The sequence below is a fragment of the Nocardioides sp. Z22_16 genome, from assembly GCF_058134365.1.
Window position 1 is genome coordinate 1 of record NZ_JBYTTI010000005.1, and the last position, 16191, is coordinate 16191.

The 16191-nt window shown below is 71.8% G+C and carries 13 protein-coding genes and 1 rRNA gene; 1 reads left to right on the forward strand and 13 read right to left on the reverse strand.

Features of this window, described 5'->3' with window-relative positions:
- The 11 genes from AC3X7R_RS15125 to AC3X7R_RS15175 all read right to left on the reverse strand — a co-directional run.
- A 16S ribosomal RNA gene (locus AC3X7R_RS15125) occupies positions 1-261 on the reverse strand; the annotation flags it as partial.
- A 425-nt stretch (positions 262-686) separates the two neighbouring features.
- Entirely contained in the window at positions 687-1295 is a 609-nt protein-coding gene (locus AC3X7R_RS15130; RefSeq protein WP_489966505.1) for a DNA-3-methyladenine glycosylase, read from the reverse strand.
- The gene (argH, locus tag AC3X7R_RS15135) at positions 1279-2673 is read right to left on the reverse strand and encodes an argininosuccinate lyase (RefSeq protein WP_489967084.1); all 1395 of its coding nucleotides are present in this window, start codon (positions 2671-2673) and stop codon (positions 1279-1281) included. Before argH ends, AC3X7R_RS15130 begins: the two co-directional genes overlap by 17 nt.
- A 60-nt stretch (positions 2674-2733) precedes the next feature.
- Complete coding sequence (gene argG / locus AC3X7R_RS15140) at positions 2734-4170, reverse strand: argininosuccinate synthase (RefSeq protein ID WP_489966506.1); 1437 nt, start codon at positions 4168-4170, stop codon at positions 2734-2736.
- Positions 4171-4217: 47 nt separating this feature from the next.
- A complete protein-coding gene (locus AC3X7R_RS15145) occupies positions 4218-4730 on the reverse strand; it encodes an arginine repressor (protein WP_489967085.1) in 513 nt (170 codons plus the stop codon).
- A gap of 5 nt (positions 4731-4735) precedes the next feature.
- Positions 4736-5671 (reverse strand): ornithine carbamoyltransferase, encoded by a 936-nt coding sequence (gene argF, locus AC3X7R_RS15150; protein WP_489966507.1) that lies wholly within the window; start codon positions 5669-5671, stop codon positions 4736-4738.
- Entirely contained in the window at positions 5668-6834 is a 1167-nt protein-coding gene (locus AC3X7R_RS15155; protein WP_489966508.1) for an acetylornithine transaminase, read from the reverse strand. The genes argF and AC3X7R_RS15155 overlap by 4 nt, the downstream gene beginning before the upstream one ends.
- Positions 6831-7769, reverse strand: a complete 939-nt coding sequence (argB, locus tag AC3X7R_RS15160) for an acetylglutamate kinase (protein WP_489966509.1) — start codon at positions 7767-7769, stop codon at positions 6831-6833. The genes AC3X7R_RS15155 and argB overlap by 4 nt, the downstream gene beginning before the upstream one ends.
- A complete protein-coding gene (gene argJ / locus AC3X7R_RS15165; protein WP_489966510.1) occupies positions 7766-8917 on the reverse strand; it encodes a bifunctional glutamate N-acetyltransferase/amino-acid acetyltransferase ArgJ in 1152 nt (383 codons plus the stop codon). The genes argB and argJ overlap by 4 nt, the downstream gene beginning before the upstream one ends.
- Positions 8914-9948 carry an N-acetyl-gamma-glutamyl-phosphate reductase gene (argC, locus tag AC3X7R_RS15170; RefSeq protein ID WP_489966511.1) on the reverse strand — a complete coding sequence of 345 codons (1035 nt, stop codon included), beginning with the start codon at positions 9946-9948 and terminating at the stop codon, positions 8914-8916. Before argC ends, argJ begins: the two co-directional genes overlap by 4 nt.
- A 29-nt stretch (positions 9949-9977) precedes the next feature.
- Entirely contained in the window at positions 9978-11789 is a 1812-nt protein-coding gene (locus tag AC3X7R_RS15175) for a GDSL-type esterase/lipase family protein (RefSeq protein ID WP_489966512.1), read from the reverse strand.
- A gap of 65 nt (positions 11790-11854) precedes the next feature.
- On the opposite strand from AC3X7R_RS15175, the gene AC3X7R_RS15180 reads away from it, so the two are divergent.
- Entirely contained in the window at positions 11855-12688 is an 834-nt protein-coding gene (locus AC3X7R_RS15180; RefSeq protein ID WP_489966513.1) for a maleylpyruvate isomerase family mycothiol-dependent enzyme, read from the forward strand.
- A gap of 23 nt (positions 12689-12711) precedes the next feature.
- Here AC3X7R_RS15180 and AC3X7R_RS15185 read toward each other — a convergent pair whose 3' ends face one another.
- Entirely contained in the window at positions 12712-13596 is an 885-nt protein-coding gene (locus AC3X7R_RS15185) for an alpha/beta hydrolase family protein (protein WP_489966514.1), read from the reverse strand.
- 112 nt (positions 13597-13708) lie between these two features.
- On the reverse strand, positions 13709-16189 hold the full coding sequence (gene pheT / locus AC3X7R_RS15190; RefSeq protein WP_489966515.1) for a phenylalanine--tRNA ligase subunit beta: 2481 nt from the start codon (positions 16187-16189) through the stop codon (positions 13709-13711).
- Positions 16190-16191: the final 2 nt, after the last annotated feature.

Sequence of the window (16191 nt, forward strand, 5' to 3'; positions counted from 1 at the left end):
GAGCCATTACCTCACCAACAAGCTGATAGGCCGCGAGCACATCCTTCACCGCCAGAACTTTCCACCACACACCATGCAGTACGTGGTCATATCCGGTATTAGCCACCGTTTCCGGTGGTTATCCCGAAGTGAAGGGCAGATTACTCACGTGTTACTCACCCGTTCGCCGCTCGTGTACCCCGAAGGGCCTTACCGCTCGACTTGCATGTGTTAAGCACGCCGCCAGCGTTCGTCCTGAGCCAGGATCAAACTCTCCATTGAAAAACAAACCCCACCAGCAAACTGGCGAGAAAAAGAGAGCCACATCCCCTGACAGACAAAACTGCTAACGAAAAAACGTCAGAAATTATTGTCAACCAAAGAAACCACCAACACGACAAACCACATCATGTTGACGGGGCATAACAAACTAATTCGTCGACTATGACACACTGTTGAGTTCTCAAGAATCAGACGCACCCGACCGCAGATCTCTCGATCCTTGTTCCGGGACAACCTCGCCAACTTTACTTGGCTGGACCCTCTTCGTCAAGACGAAGCCGATCCGGGCGGCCGCCATGCGAGTCCCTCCCCTGCTTCGGCCAAGAAGGCCAGTGGCGGGGAGCCGCTCGCGGCGACAGGTGAAACATTAGCCCACATCCTGCGGGAGCGCCAACTCGGGGGGTGCCTCTTCGCGTTTCCCCAGGTCAGAGGCCCTTTGCGCCCTTCGGGCCCCCTCTGCGGGCCGCTGGACGGTACGGCGAGACGGAGGCGGATCCGGTGATCCAGAACCTCCAGGGGCGGTCCGCCGCGTGCCGCAGACCCACCCGAGGGCCGGTCGAGACGCTCCTTGACGACACCGGGAGCCCGAGACGCAGCCGTCCTTGGAGGGACATCCCGTCGTCGGCCACACCCAGGCCCAGGCTCTGGACCAGGTTGGCCGGGCCCCGGGCCAGCCGCTCCGTGGGCAGGTCACCGCGACGTGCCCGGGCCAGCTCCTCGCCCTCGACGACCTCCCCGGCGCGGAGGAGCACCGCGGAGGCGGTGCCCTCCGGCCCGCAGACGATGTTGGCGCAGGTGTGCAGGCCGTAGATGCGGTAGCAGTAGAGATGCCCGGGCGGGCCGAACATGGTGGCGTTGCGCGGGGTCTGACCGCGGTAGGCGTGGGACCCGGGGTCCCCCTCCCCCTCGTAGGCCTCGACCTCGGTGAGCTGGAGGGTGACCCCGTTGACGCTCAGCAGGGCGCCGAGCAACCGGGGGGCGACGTCAAGGGCCGCCCCCGAGAGGAGTCGGCGTGCCTCAGGCCAGTCGGTCACGGAGGTCCCGGGCGCGCTGCCCGACCTCGAGGAGCTGCTCGCGCACCCGTGCCGGGGAGGTGCCGCCGCGCCCGGCGCGTGCCGCGACCGATCCCTCGGCGGTGAGCACCTCACGGACCTGCGGCGTCAGCTCGGGCGCGATCTCCGCGAACTGCTCGTCGGTCAGCTCGTGGAGCTCGATGCCGAGCTCCTCGCAACGCCGCACGCAGGCGCCGGCGACCTCGTGGGCCGCCCGGAAGGGAGTCCCCTCCCGCACCAGCCACTCGGCGATGTCGGTGGCCAGTGAGAAGCCCTGCGGCGCGAGCTCCGCCATCCTGGCGGTGTTGAACGTCAGGGTCGCCACCATGCCCGCGAAGGCAGGCAGCAGCACCTCCAGCGTGTCGACGGAGTCGAAGACCGGCTCCTTGTCCTCCTGCAGGTCCCGGTTGTAGGCCAGGGGAAGCGCCTTGAGGGTGGTCATCACCCCGGCCAGGTTGCCGACCAGGCGCCCCGCCTTGCCCCGGGCCAGCTCCGCGATGTCGGGGTTCTTCTTCTGCGGCATGATGCTCGACCCGGTGGACCACGAGTCGTGCAGCGTGACGAAGTCGAACTCCCGGGTCGACCAGAGGATGACCTCCTCGGCCAGACGACTGACGTCCACCCCGATCATCGCGGTGACGAAGGCGAACTCCGCGACGAAGTCGCGAGCCGCCGTCCCGTCCAGCGAGTTCGCGGTCGAGCCGGAGAAGCCCAGCTCGGCCGCGACCGCCTCGGGGTCCAGCCCCAGGGTGCTGCCGGCCAGCGCTCCGGAGCCGTACGGCGAGTCCGCCGCCACCCGCGCGTCCCAGTCGCAGAGCCGGTCGACGTCGCGGAGCAGCGGCCAGGCGTGGGCCAGCAGGTGGTGCGAGAGCAGCACGGGCTGCGCGTGCTGGAGGTGCGTGCGTCCCGGCATGATCACGTCCATGTGCGTCTGGGCGTGCTGGGCGAGGACGTCGACCAGGTCGAGCACCTGCCCCGCCACCACCCGTGCGTGGTCGCGGAGGAACACCTTGAAGAGGGTCGCGATCTGGTCGTTGCGACTGCGGCCGGCACGCAGCCGCCCGCCGACCTCCGGCCCCACCTCGTCGAGCAGCAGTCGCTCGAGCGCGCCGTGCACGTCCTCGTCCGAGGGGTCCGGCAGGAGCGTGCCGTCGGTGTACCGCTCCCCCAGCCGCGCGAGACCTCCCAGCAGCGCCGCGTGGTCGGCGTCGCTGAGCAGGCCGGCGGCGTGCAGCGCGTTGGCGTGGGCACGGGAGCCGGCCAGGTCGTAGGGAGTGAGCCGCCAGTCGAAGTGGGTCGAGCGCGACAGCGCCTCGAGCTCCGGCGAGGGCCCGCCCGCGAAGCGTCCGCCCCAGAGCATGCCGGTGTTGGTGCCGCCTGAATCAGTCACGTCGTGATCCTCTCTCCCGCCGGGCCGACGTCAGTCGGTCCCGGCCTCCATGGCCGCGTGGTCCAGCGCCAGCTCGGTGGTGGCGTCGCGCTCAGCCTGCGGGTTCTCCGCGATGCGCTCCGCACCGCCCCGCTCCAGGCGCCCGAGCAGGTGACCGTTCTCGACCAGCACCTGCCCCTCGTCGAGCGGCTGCGCCGCGTAGAGCTCGAGCTTGGCGCGCGAGTCGGCGATGTCGAGGTTGCGCATCGTCAGCTGCCCGATCCGGTCGGTGGGGCCGAACGCCGCGTTCTCCGTCCGCTCCATCGAGAGCTTGTCGGGGTGGTAGGAGAACGACGGTCCCTCGGTGCGCAGGATCGAGTAGTCCTCCCCTCGCCGGAGCCGGAGCGTGACCTCGCCGGTGACCAGGGAGGCGACCCACCGCTGGATGGCCTCGCGCAGCATCAGCGCCTGCGGGTCGAGCCAGCGGCCCTCGTAGAGGAGCCGGCCGAGGCGGCGCCCCTCCGCGTGGTAGTTGGCGATGGTGTCCTCGTTGTGGATGGCGTTGAGGAGCCGCTCGTAGGCCGCCCAGAGCAGTGCCATCGCGGGCGCCTCGTAGATGCCGCGCGACTTGGCCTCGATGATCCGGTTCTCGATCTGGTCGGACATGCCCAGGCCGTGACGGCCCCCGATCACGTTGGCCTCGTGGACCAGGGCGACGGGGTCGTCGTAGCGCGTGCCGTTGATCGCGACCGGGCGACCGCCCTCGAAGCGGAGCGTCACGTCCTCGGTCTCGATGTGGACCGACGGGTCCCAGAACTTCACGCCCATGATCGGCTCGACCGTCTCCAGCGAGACGTCGAGGTGCTCCAGGGTCTTGGCCTCGTGCGTGGCCCCCCAGATGTTGGCGTCGGTCGAGTAGGCCTTCTCCTTGCTGTCCCGGTAGGGCAGGCCCTGCTCGGTGAGCCACTGGCTCATCTCGGCGCGCCCGCCGAGCTCGTGCACGAAGTCGGCGTCCAGCCACGGCTTGTAGATGCGCAGGTCGGGGTTGGCGAGCAGGCCGTAGCGGTAGAAGCGCTCGATGTCGTTGCCCTTGAAGGTGGACCCGTCGCCCCAGATGTCCACGCCGTCCTCGTGCATCGCCCGGACCAGCATGGTCCCGGTCACCGCACGACCCAGCGGGGTGGTGTTGAAGTAGGCACGGCCGCCCGAGCGGATGTGGAAGGCACCGCAGGCGAGTGCGGCGAGCCCTTCCTCGACCAAGGGGCCGCGGCAGTCGACGGCGCGGGCGATCTCGGCGCCGTACTCGGTGGCCCGGCCGGGGACGCCGGAGATGTCGGGCTCGTCGTACTGCCCCAGGTCGGCGGTGTAGGTGCACGGCACCGCGCCCTTGTCGCGCATCCACGCGACGGCCACGGAGGTGTCGAGGCCGCCGGAGAAGGCGATGCCGACGCGCTCGCCGACGGGGAGGGAGGTCAGGACCTTGCTCACTGGATGTTCCTTGTCATGGTGCGTGGAGGAGGAGTGCGGAGGTGGGGTCAGGGCGCTGACGAGCTGCTCGCCAGCGCCAGGAATCGTCGGGCGAGCTCCTCGCCGCTGTCGGGCTCGCGCCCGATCACGAGCAGCGTGTCGTCCCCGGCGATGGTGCCCAGGACGTCGGCCAGCTCGGCGCGGTCGAAGGCGGAGGCCAGGAACTGCGCCGCCCCCGGAGGCGTGCGCAGGACGACCAGGTTGCCGGTCGCCTCGGCGCTGACCAGGAGCTCGACGCAGAGCCGGGCGAGACGGTGATGGGAGGCCGCCGTGGTCTCCGGGGGCCCGGCGGCTCGGCTGCCGCCCTCGGCCGGGACGGCGTAGACCAGCGACCCGTCGGCCGCGCGGACCTTGACCGCGTCGAGCTCCACGAGGTCGCGCGAGAGCGTCGCCTGGGTGACGTGGAGCCCGTCGGCGGCCAGCAGCTCGGCGAGCTCGGACTGGGACCGCACCTCGTGGTGGGTCACCAGCTCGATGATGCGGCGCAGCCGCGCGCTCTTGGTCGTCGGGGTGCTCCCCATCTCGCTCACCCCCCACACTCCAGCAGCCAGGCGAGCACGGCCTTCTGGGCGTGCCGCCGGTTCTCGGCCTCGTCCCAGACCACGCTGCGGGGCCCGTCGAGGACCTCCGCGCTGATCTCCCGGCCACGGTAGGCGGGCAGGCAGTGCATCACGATCGCGTCGGGCCCCGCCAGGGCCAGCGTCTCGGCGGTCACGGCGTACGGCGAGAGGGCCGCCACGCGGTCGGCCGACTCCTCCTCGAAGCCCATCGAGACCCAGGTGTCGGTCACCACCACGTCCACGCCCTCGACGGCGGCGCGGGGGTCCTCGACCACCACCGCCGAGCCGCCGGTGCGGTCGCCGATGCCCACGGCACGGGCCACCACCTCGGGTGCCGGCTGGTAGCCGCGAGGAGCGCCGACCCGCACGTGCATCCCCGCCGTCGCTGCCGCGAGCAGCCACGAGTTGCCCATGTTGCACGCGCCGTCGCCGACGAAGGCGACGCTGGTGCCCGCCAGCGACCCCCGATGCTCCCGGATGGTCAACAGGTCGGCCAGCAGCTGGCAGGGGTGGTAGTCGTCGGTGAGGGCGTTGACGACGGGGACGCCGGCGTAGCGCGCCATCTCCTCGAGCCGCTCCTGTGCTCCCGTGCGCCAGACGACCGCGGCCGCCTGGCGCCCGAGCACCCGGGCCACGTCGGCCACCGACTCCCGCACCCCGATGCCCGCGAGGGCGCCGTCGACCACCATCGGGAAGCCGCCGAGCTCGGCGATCCCGGCCGAGAAGGAGGTCTGGGTGCGCAGCGTCTGCTTGTCGAAGACCATCGCCACCGTCCGCGGGCCCTCGAGGGGACGGCGGGAGAAGGGCTCGGCCTTGAGCGCGGCGGCCAGGTCGAGCACGTGCGCCTGCTCGGCCGGAGTGAGGTCGTCATCGGCGAGCAGGTGGCGCACCGGCGTGGTCATGCCCCTCTCCCCCGGGTGAGGAGGTCGGGCCACACGGCGGCCAGCTCGGCCACGTCCTCCTCGGTGATCACCAGCGGCGGCACGAACCGCAGGGTGGACGGTCCGGTGGCGTTGAGCAGGAAGCCCGCCTCACGGCCGGCGGCCACCACGGCGGGGGCGTGCTCGCCGGCCAGCTCCGCGGCGAGCATGAGCCCGGCCCCGCGCACCTCGACGACCTCGTCGGGAGCTGCGAGCGCGTCCGCGAGCCGCTTCCCCACCCGCTTCACCTGCTCGAGCAGCCCGGTCGAGGCGAGGGTGTCCAGCACCGCCAGGGCGGCTGCGCACGACACCGGGTTCCCCCCGAAGGTGGTGCCGTGGTTGCCCGGCGTGAAGAGGTCGGCGGCCGCGCCGGTCGCCAGCGTGGCGCCGATCGGCAGGCCGCCCCCGAGGCCCTTCGCCAGCGTGACGACGTCGGGCACCAGACCGGTCACCGCCTGGTGGGCGAACCACTCCCCGGTCCGGCCGATGCCGGTCTGCACCTCGTCGAACCAGAGCAGGGCCCCGTGCTCGGAGGTGATGCGCCGGGCGTCGGCCAGGTAGCCCGTCGGCGGGACCCGGACGCCCGCCTCGCCCTGGAGGGGCTCGAGGACGACGGCTGCCGTGCGGTCGGTGACCGCGGCGGCCAGGGCGTCGGAGTCGCCGTAGGGGACCCAGGTGACCTCGCCGGGAAGCGGCTCGAACGGCGTCCGGTAGGCCTCCTTGGCGGTCAGCGCCAGGGCGCCCATGGTCCGGCCGTGGAAGCCGCCCTCGGCGGCGACCACGTGGGTGCGACCGGTGAGCCTGGAAAGCTTGAAGGCAGCCTCGTTGGCCTCGGCGCCGGAGTTGGAGAAGAAGACCTTGGTGCCGTGCCCGAGCAGACCGGCGAGCCGCTCGGCCAGCAGCAGCTGGGGCTCGCTGGCGAAGAGGTTGGAGACGTGCCCCAACGTCCCGAGCTGGCGGGTCACCGCCTCCACGACGGCCGGGTGCGCGTGGCCCAGGGAGTTGACCGCGATGCCGCCGAAGAGGTCGAGGTAGGCGTTGCCGTCGGTGTCCCAGACCCGCGCCCCCTCGCCGCGCGCCAGCTCCATCGACGGCGTGCCGAAGGTGTTCATCAACGAGGCGGTGTACCGCTCCTGCCACGTCATGACGTCTTCTCCCCTGCGCTCGAGTAGGCCTTGCGGAGCTTCGTCTCCACGCCGGGGAGCACCTGGGTGCCGACCCCCTCGTCGGTGAAGATCTCCAGCAGCACCGCGTGCGGCTGCCGGCCGTCGACGACCGTGGCGCGCTGCACCCCGTTCTGGACGGCGTTGAGGCAGGCGCGCATCTTGGGCACCATGCCGCTGGCCAGCGACGGCATCAGCTCCGCCAGCGCCTCGGGGGCGATCTCCTGGATCACGTCGTCGCTGTCGGGCCAGTCCCGGTAGAGGCCCTCCACATCGGTGAGGACCAGCAGCTTCTCGGCGCCGAGCGCCACCGCCAGGGCCGCCGCGGCCGTGTCCGCGTTGACGTTGTGGACCAGACCGTCCTCGTCGGGCGCCACGCTCGAGATCACCGGGATGCGACCGGCCTCCACGAGGTCCTGCACGGCCTCGGGGCGCACCGAGGCGACCTCGCCCACCAGGCCCAGGTCGACCTCCTCACCGTCGACGACGGTGTTGGTGGGCTCGGCGGTGAAGAGTCCGGCGTCCTCCCCCGAGAGGCCGACGGCGAGCGGTCCGTGCTGGTTGATCAGGCCGACGAGCTCGCGCTGCACCTGCCCGACCAGCACCATCCGGACCACGTCCATCGCCTCGGGGGTGGTGACCCGCAGTCCCCCACGAAACTCCGACTCGATGCCGAGCCGATCGAGCATCGCCGAGATCTGGGGACCCCCGCCGTGCACGACGACGGGCTTGAAGCCGGCGAACCGCAGGAAGGCGATGTCCTCGGCGAAGGCGACCTTCAAGGAGTCGTCGGTCATCGCGTTGCCGCCGTACTTCACCACGATCGTGCGCCCGTGGTAGCGCTTGAGCCAGGGCAGGGCCTCCGCGAGGGTGGCGGCCTTGGCGGGGTCGGGGGCGTTCTTGCTGCGTTCTGTCATGAGCTGTACGCGCTGTTCTCGTGGACGTAGGCGTGGGTCAGGTCGTTGGTCCAGACGGTCGCCCGCTGGTCACCGGCCTTGAGGTCGACCGTCACGGTGACCTCGCGGCCGCTGAGGTCCACCTTGGCGGGGTCCTCGGCCGGGGTGGAGCTGCGGCAGACCCACACGCCGTTCATCGCGACGTCCAGGTCGGCGGGATCGAACGCGGCCTCGGTGGTGCCGACGCTGGCCAGCACCCGGCCCCAGTTGGGGTCCTTGCCGAAGACGGCCGCCTTGAAGAGGTTGCTGCGGGCGATGCTGCGGCCGACCTCCACGGCGTCGTCCTCGCTCGTGGCGTTGAGCACCGTGATCGCGATCTCGTGGTCGGCGCCCTCGGCGTCCTTGAGCAGCTGCATCGCCAGGTCGGTGCAGGCCCGGGCCAGTGCCTCGGTGAAGTCCTCCGGGGTGGGGGTGATCCCCGAGGCCCCGCTGGCCATCACGGTCACGGTGTCGTTGGTCGACATGCAGCCGTCGGAGTCGAGGCGGTCGAAGGAGACGCGCGTGGCGGCCCGCAGGGCCGCGTCGAGGTCGGCCGCGGGAACCACGGCGTCGGTGGTCAGCACCACCAGCATCGTGGCGAGCTGGGGTGCGAGCATGCCCGCGCCCTTCGCCATCCCGCCGATCGACCAGCCGGCGCCCTCGACCACGACGGTCTTGCTCACCGTGTCGGTGGTCATGATCGCGGCCGCGGCGTCGAGGCCGCCGTCGGGGCCGAGCTCGGCGTGCGCGGCGTCGACCCCGTCGAGCAGGAGCTCACGAGGGTTGGCCAGGCCGATCAGGCCGGTGGAGCAGACGACGACGTCGATGGCGCCGATGCCGAGTCGGTCCGCGACCCGCTCGGCCACCGCGTGCGTGGTCGCGAAGCCGTCGGGACCGGTGTAGCAGTTGGCCCCGCCGGAGTTGAGGACGACGGCGCGCACGACGCCGTCCTTGACGACCTCCTGGCTCCACAGCACGGGGTTGGCCTTGCAGCGGTTCGCGGTGAAGACGGTGGCCGAGTCGAAGGTGGGGCCCTGGTTGACGACCAGGGCGAGGTCCTTGCCGCCGCTGGTCTTGAGGCCGGCGGTGACGCCGGCGGCGACGAAGCCGGCGGGATGGGTCGTGGTCATGGTGCGAGTCCGATCGTGTGAAGTCCGGTGGTCTCCTCGAGCCCGAGGGCGAGGTTGAGGCATTGGACGGCGGCCCCCGCGGTGCCCTTGGTGAGGTTGTCCACCGCGCCGACCGCCACGAGTCGTCGGGCGTCGCGGTCGACCGTCACCTGGAGGTGCACGGCGTTGGAGCCGACCACCGACTTGGTCTGGGGCCACTGGCCGGCCGGCAGGAGGTGCAGGAAGGGCTCGTCGGCACAGAAGGCCGCGTAGGCCTCGTACGCCTGCTCGGGAGTGACGTCGCGGGCCAGGGGCGCCGAGACCGTCGCGAGGATGCCGCGCGGCATCGGGACCAGGAGCGGGGTGAAGGAGACCCGCACCGCGGCGCCGTGGACCGACGCCAGGTTCTGGACGATCTCCGGCGTGTGCCGGTGGGCGCCGCCGACGCCGTAGGCGGAGACGTTGCCCATCACCTCGCTCCCCAGCAGGTGCGCCTTGGCGGCCTTCCCGGCCCCCGAGGTCCCGCTGGCGGCGACCACCGTCACGTCCGGCGTCACCAGCCCGGCTGCCAGAGCCGGAGCGGCCGTGATCGTGGAGACCGTGGGGTAGCAGCCCGGCACGGCGATCCGCCGTGCGCCGGCCAGCAGCTCGCGCTGCCCCGGCAGCTCGGGCAGGCCGTAGGGCCAGGAGCCGGCGTGCGGCGAGCCGTAGAACTTCTCCCAGGCAGCGGGATCGGTGAGGCGGAAGTCGGCACCGCAGTCGATGACCACGGTCCCCTCCCCCAGCGCCTCGGCGACCTCGGCCGACTTGCCGTGCGGCAGCCCCAGGATCACCACGTCGTGGCCCGCCAGCACCTCGGGCGTGGTGGACTCCAGCACACGGTCGGCCAGGGGCACGAGGTGCGGCGCGAGCGCGCCCATCGTCTGCCCGGCGTTGGAGCCGCCGGTCAGCGCGCCGATCTCGACGTCAGGGTGGCCCAGGAGCAGGCGCAGCGCCTCACCCCCGGCGTACCCGCTCGCTCCGGCAACGGCGACCTTCAGCTTCCCACTCACGCTGCATATCTATACCAGAGTGTGAATGTTCATGCACGAGGACGTCGCACGATGAAGCTGACCGTACCTCTGCTCGCGATGTCGTCGTGATGGGCCCGTACCCGGAACTCGACCCGATGACTCCCGAGGATCCGCACCACCGCTCGCCGCACCGCGGCGAGTGCAGGCGTCTTCACCGTCCGCCACCCGCCGTGCCGTGCGACCTTCCGGACCTGGACCACGTAATGGGTGGCCTGCGCGCTTCGCGCCCAGCTCAGCACCAGCTGCTTGCCCCGCCACTCAGCGCGCAACCAGGCGGGGGCCTTGGGACGTGGACCACGGGGGGTCGCCGTCACCGGGGACGACGGGGCACTCGCGCCCGCCCTCCCGACCGCCCGCACCACGACCTGGTGGGCCGCCCCCGAGCGAAGCCCGTCCAGCCGGACCCGCGGCTCCGCGGATTCGTACGCACTCCAGGCGGCGCCGCGGGTGTTGTCGCGGACGGCGATCAGGTACGACGTGGCGCCGGACACCGCGCCCCACCGTGCCACCAGCGCGTCGCGCCGCTCTCGGACCCTCAGCCCTCCGGGCACAGGTGGGAGGGGCTCCGGCGGGCTGCTCCCCTGGGTGGAGTGTGTGGGTGGGGCCGCGGACGGCTCAGGCGTCGGCTCCGGCGCCGGCTCCGGCGTCGGCTCCGGCGTCGGCTCCGGCGTCGGCTCCGGCGTCGGGTCAGGCGTCGGGTCAGGCGTCGGCTCAGGCGTCGGCTCCGGCGTCGGCTCCGGGACGGGCTCGACAGGCATCGGCAGGGGCACGGTCGCCCGCAGGATGTTGCTGACGACGTCTGGCTGCGAGAGCTGGTTGTGCTTCCTGGGCAGCAGCCAGAACTCGTACTCGTGACCGGGCGTGAGGTCCACGAGCGTGGTCGTGGTGCCGGTCTGCTCCTCCGTGCGCCGCACCGGCTGTCCCTGGGAGGTGAGGTCCCGGAGCCACACATCGTGCGACGTGGCACCAGGCGCCGGGGTCCACCACAGGGTCACTCCCCCCGCGGTCGCCTCACCCATCAGGACGGCGGGGTGCCGGAGCCCTTCCACCGGGACCGCGAGTGGTCGCGGGTACGGCGTCCCGGCCCCCAACTCGGCGAGGGCGTCTGCGACGGCCGCGGCGATCTTGACCTGTCCCGAGGTGTCCGGATGGGTGTCGTCCCAGGTGTCGTGGAGCTGGTCGAAGTCGTCGGCGGCGTGGGCGATCACCACCGGGGAAGCCCCCGTGGACCACGTGAGGGCCTCCTCCTCGAGCAGCTCGTTGTACCGCGCGGCATCCTGCACGTGCAGGGCGGTGAGCTCGACGACGACGATGCGCACGTCGGAGCGGGCGACCCTCGCCTCGTCGATGGTGCTCTTCATCGCTGCGAGGGTCTCCTCCGCGCTGGCACGCAGCCAGGCGAGATCGTTGGTCCCGAGGGCGATGACCAGGACATCGGGATCGTGGTCGGCCATCAACTCCCGCAGGGGGAGCTGCGGCCAGGCGAGAGCGTCGCCCCACTGCGCGGCGTGATCGGCGTCGAAGTCCGGGTCGGCGTAGTCGTAGGAGCCCTCGACAGGACGCGAATCATCGTGCAGGTGGTCGCGAGGTCCGACGAGGTCCGCGTCGACGCCCACCGCTGCCAGGTGGCGGTCGAGGAAGAAGCGCCACGTGTAGTCGCCGGTCGCACCGTGGCTGATCGAGTCGCCCCGGACCGCGATCCGGAGCGAACGCTCGCCGGTAGGCAGGGGGCCGCCCGTCGCGAGGGCCGGGACCGAGGGGGGCATGACGGTCGCCAGCACAGCGGCGAGGACGACGAGGACCTTGGCAGACGCGGACACCGTGGCAGGGTTTCCCGTCCGCACCTCTCTTCGCAGGAGAACGCCGAATTAACTACGGTGGTGCGATGGAGCACATCGAGGACGACGACGCGGCTGCGCGCGGGACCACGCGCCTGCAGGCGGAGCGCTACCTTCAGCACCTGGAGACGGAGTCGGCACGGTTCCGCGAGGTCGTCGAGTCGTTGCCACGCGACGCCAGGGTGCCGAGCTGCCCGGACTGGGACGCGGACGACCTGTTGTGGCACCTCGGCGAGGTGCAGCACTTCTGGTCCGAGGTGGTGCGTCGGCGGCCCAGCCCACCCGAGTCCCAGCCGGGCGTCGAGCGACCCGACTCCCGCGCCGGGCTGCTGACCTTCTTCGACCGGGCCAGCGCCGCGCTGCAGGAGAACCTCGCCGCGGCGTCACCCGGGGAGGAGGCGTGGACGTGGTCGTCGGACCACACGGTCGGCTTCGTGCTCCGCCGTCAGGCCCACGAGGCACTGGTCCACCGTCTGGACGCGGAGCTGGCCGCCGGCAGCCCCACCGCCCTCGATCCCCTGCTCGCCGCGGACGGTGTCGACGAGGCGCTCACGCTGATGTACGGGGGCTGCCCCCCGTGGGGGACGCAGAGCTCCACCGAGCTCCTCGTCCGCGTCGACTGCACCGACACCGACACCCAGACCTGGGTGGACCTGGTGCGGTTCACCGGCACCGACCCGGAGGACGGCACGACGTACGACGAGGACGACATCCGGGTGGTGCCGGCGCCCGGGCGGGAGCCCGACGCCGTGGTGGAGGGCGCCGCGGGGGACGTCGACTCCTGGCTGTGGCACCGGGCCGCCGACGACGTGGTCCACGTCGCCGGCGACCCTTCGGTGCTGGCCAGGTTCCGAGCGGTCCTGGCCCAGCCGATCACCTGACCGGGCCGGGTGCCCGCGGGGGGCTAGGCGGTGCAGGTGTTGCGGTAGTCCGACACCGCGCCCGTCGTGGACGGCCGGGGGCCGGGGCACAGGAACTGACGGAACCTCTCGTCGTCGTCGACGTAGAGCTTGAGCCAGCTGATCGTGTTCGCCGCGATCGTGGTGTTCTCGCTGTTGGGCGCGAAGTGGCTGGCGTTGTTCAGCTCCAGGTACGCCTTGGCGGTCGTGGACGGGATCGACTGGTAGAAGGGGATCGCGTGCGACCCCACGGCCGCCACGCTGTCGTTCTCGGCGCCGATCACCAGGCTGGGCGTGCGGATCTCAGGCCAGCTCTTGTCGAGGTTCCAGGGCGTGAGGCCGATGGTGGCCTGCAGGGACGGCCGGTCCTTCGCAGCCTCCAGGGTGCCTCCGCCGCCCATCGAGTGACCGATCACCGCCAGGCGGTTGGGGTCGACCCGCTGACGGACCGTGGAGCTGCTGCTCCGCACCACGTAGTCGAGAGCGGCGAGGAGCTGGTCACCGCGCTGACCCGGCTGGTCGAGCCGCGACTGGGTGTTGAAGGTGATCACCACGAAGCCCTGCGACGCGATCCGGGGGCCGAGCCAGGCGATGGTCGACTCGGAGGCCGTGTAGCCCGGCGAGATCGCGACCACCCCGTAGGTGCCCTCCGAGGTCGAGGTCGGGTAGTTGATCGTCGCCGACCCGAAACCGGAGGTCGAGAGGTCGGAGACGGAGGTGGAGCTGACCGCGAAGGGGCCACGCCGGGCCTCGATGGAGGACTGGGTGGGGTCCGGGCCCCGCTCGTAGGGGCTCTGCGCAATAGCTGGACCGGCGGGTCCGACCAGCAGGCTCAGGCCGAGGAGCAGGGACAGGATCGGGCCGACGACGAGACGTCTGGGTTGCCGCATGGAGATCTCCCGAGAGAGAAGGGACGGCTAGCGTCCTGGTGGATGTGACACCCGTCACGCTAGGAAGGGGCGACGGACTCCACCATGGGCGCGTCGCCCAGACCTCTCCGGCTCAGCGCTGGACTGCTCCTGCGAGCTCTCCGGCCCGCGCCACCGCGGCGTCCCGGGCGGCAGCCGCCTCACCCTCCTTGAGGGTGCGGTCGGGCGCCCGGAAGCGGAGGGCGTAGGCCAAGGACTTGTGCCCCGGCCCGACCTGCTCACCGGTGTAGACGTCGAAGAGCCGGACCGACTCCAGGAGCTCCCCCGCCCCCTCGCGGAGCGCCGCCTCGACCCGGGCGGCGGGCACGGAGTCGTCGACCACCAGTGCGACGTCCTCCTTGGCCACGGGGTAGGAGGAGAAGGACGGCGCCGGGCGGAGGTGGACAGCTCGCTCGATCAGGACGTCCAGGTCGACCTCGGCAGCCACGCTGCCGCGCGGCAGGCCCAGGGCCACACACACCTTCGGGTGCAGCTCGCCGGCGTGCCCCACGACCTCGCCGTGCACCGAGAGCTCCGCGCACCTGCCGGGGTGCCAGGGGGCGTGCTCGACCGCGCTCGCGGCCACCTCCAGGCCGACGGAGTCAGCCAGCGCGCGGACGGCGTCGACCGCGTCTGCCCACGAGACCTGTCGCCCCTCTCCCCACCAGCCGGAGGCGTCGGCCTCGCCGACCGCCACCAGACCCAGGTGCAGAGGCTGGTCGGGCAGCGCGGACTGCAGTGCCGCCAGCTCCTCGTCGGTGGGGCGCCGGTCCACCGGCAGGATCGGCGCGACGCCGCCCGTGGGCAGCGTCACCGTCGCGGTCTCGAAGAGGCCGAACGAGGCAGCGCCGAGCCCGACGTTCTTCGCGGCCGCCCGCAGCAGGCCCGGGAGCACCGTGGTGGTCATGTACGGCGCTTCGTTGCTCAGCGGGTTGGCCAGCCGCAGGGTCTCACGACGCGGGTCGCCCGACGGGATGCCGAGTGAGTCCAGGTCGGCGTCGCCCACGAAGGGGAAGGTGACGACCTCCGTGTAGCCCTCCGCCGCGGCCGCGCGCGAGAGTCGCCGACGCAGCTGCTGGGCCCGGGTCAGTCCGCGTCCGGCAGGGGGCACGGGCAACACCGAGGGGACCTTGTCGTAGCCCACCAGGCGGATGACCTCCTCGGTCGTGTCCTGGGGGTCGGTGAGGTCCGGGCGCCACGGCGGGGGCACCACGGCGAGGGTGCCGCTCCCGGTGACCTCGCACCCCACGGCTCGGAGAGCCGCGATGCTCGCCTCCTCGCTGATCTCCATCCCGGAGACCCGGGCCGCCAGGTCTCCGGCGACCCGGATGGTGGGCATCGCCGGCGGCGTGCCGACGACCGTCACCCCGGGATCGGCCTGACCTCCGCCGTGGGCGACCAGCAGCTCCACGACACGGTCGGCCGCGGCCTCGCAGATCGTGGGGTCGACGCCGCGCTCGTTGCGCTTGCCGGCCTCCGAGGTGATCTTGTGCCGCCTGCCGGTGCGGAACATCGAGACGGCGTCCCAGTGCGCCGACTCGACCAGGATCGACGTCGTGCTCTGCGAGATCTCGGTGGTGGCGCCACCCATGACGCCGCCGAGACCGATGATGCCGGAGTCGTCGGTGACGACGAGGTCCTCATGCGACAGCACCCGCTGCGTGCCGTCGAGGGTGAGCAGGCTCTCCCCCGCGGCCGCCCGGCGGACCACGATCGGCCCCCGCACCTTGTCGGCGTCGTAGCCGTGGATGGGCCGTCCGGTCTCCAGCATCACGTAGTTGGTCACGTCGACCGCCAACGAGATGGAGCGCATGCCGGCCGCCTCGATCCGGTCCGCCACGAAGCGCGGGGTGGGCGCGGTCGGGTCGAAGCCGGTGACCTTGCGGGCGACGAAGACCGGGCAGCCGACCGGGTCCTCGAGCACGACGGGCTGGCCGTCGGCGTTGGCCGGCGGCGTCTCGCGCAGCGCCGGGTCGCGGAAGCCGGTCGCACCCTCCACCGAGACCGCCACCTCGCGAGCGATCCCCCGCAGCGAGAGCGCGTAGGCACGGTCCGGGTTGACCTCGAACTCGATGATCTCCTCGTCCAGGCCCAGGACGCGCCGGACGTCCTCGCCAGGAGCGCCGGAGTCCGGGGGCAGGACGATGATGCCGTCGTGGTCCTCGCCGAGGCCCAGCTCGCGGGCCGAGCAGATCATCCCGGCCGAGACGTGGCCGTAGGTCTTGCGCGCCGAGATGGCGAAGTTCCCGGGCAGCACGCCACCGGGCAGGATCACCACCACCAGGTCGCCGGGAGCGAAGTTGTGGGCGCCGCAGACGATCCCCTGGGGCTCGCCGCTGCCGTTGGCATCCCCCACGTCGACGGTGCACCAGTTGATCGTCTTGCCGTTCTTCTGCGGCTCGGGCTCCATCGTGAGGACCCGGCCGATCACCAGCGGGCCGGTGATCTGCGCGCCGGGGCTGTCGATCGCCTCGAGCTTGAGCCCGGTGGCCGTCAGCCGGCGGGTGAGCTCCTCGGTGGTCACGTCGGCGGGGACGTCGACGTACTCCTTGATCCAGGAGAGTGGGGCCTTCATCG

What these genes read in the sequence shown, in the direction of transcription:
- argB (WP_489966509.1), bottom strand. Translation starts at nt 7,769, where the DNA reads ATGACAGAACGCAGCAAGAACGCCCCCGACCCCGCCAAGGCCGCCACC.
- pheT (WP_489966515.1), bottom strand. Translation starts at nt 16,189, where the DNA reads ATGAAGGCCCCACTCTCCTGGATCAAGGAGTACGTCGACGTCCCCGCC.
- argJ (WP_489966510.1), bottom strand. Translation starts at nt 8,917, where the DNA reads ATGACCACGACCCATCCCGCCGGCTTCGTCGCCGCCGGCGTCACCGCC.
- AC3X7R_RS15180 (WP_489966513.1), top strand. Translation starts at nt 11,855, where the DNA reads ATGGAGCACATCGAGGACGACGACGCGGCTGCGCGCGGGACCACGCGC.
- argF (WP_489966507.1), bottom strand. Translation starts at nt 5,671, where the DNA reads ATGACCACGCCGGTGCGCCACCTGCTCGCCGATGACGACCTCACTCCG.
- AC3X7R_RS15145 (WP_489967085.1), bottom strand. Translation starts at nt 4,730, where the DNA reads ATGGGGAGCACCCCGACGACCAAGAGCGCGCGGCTGCGCCGCATCATC.
- argH (WP_489967084.1), bottom strand. Translation starts at nt 2,673, where the DNA reads ATGCTCTGGGGCGGACGCTTCGCGGGCGGGCCCTCGCCGGAGCTCGAG.
- AC3X7R_RS15155 (WP_489966508.1), bottom strand. Translation starts at nt 6,834, where the DNA reads ATGACGTGGCAGGAGCGGTACACCGCCTCGTTGATGAACACCTTCGGC.
- AC3X7R_RS15185 (WP_489966514.1), bottom strand. Translation starts at nt 13,596, where the DNA reads ATGCGGCAACCCAGACGTCTCGTCGTCGGCCCGATCCTGTCCCTGCTC.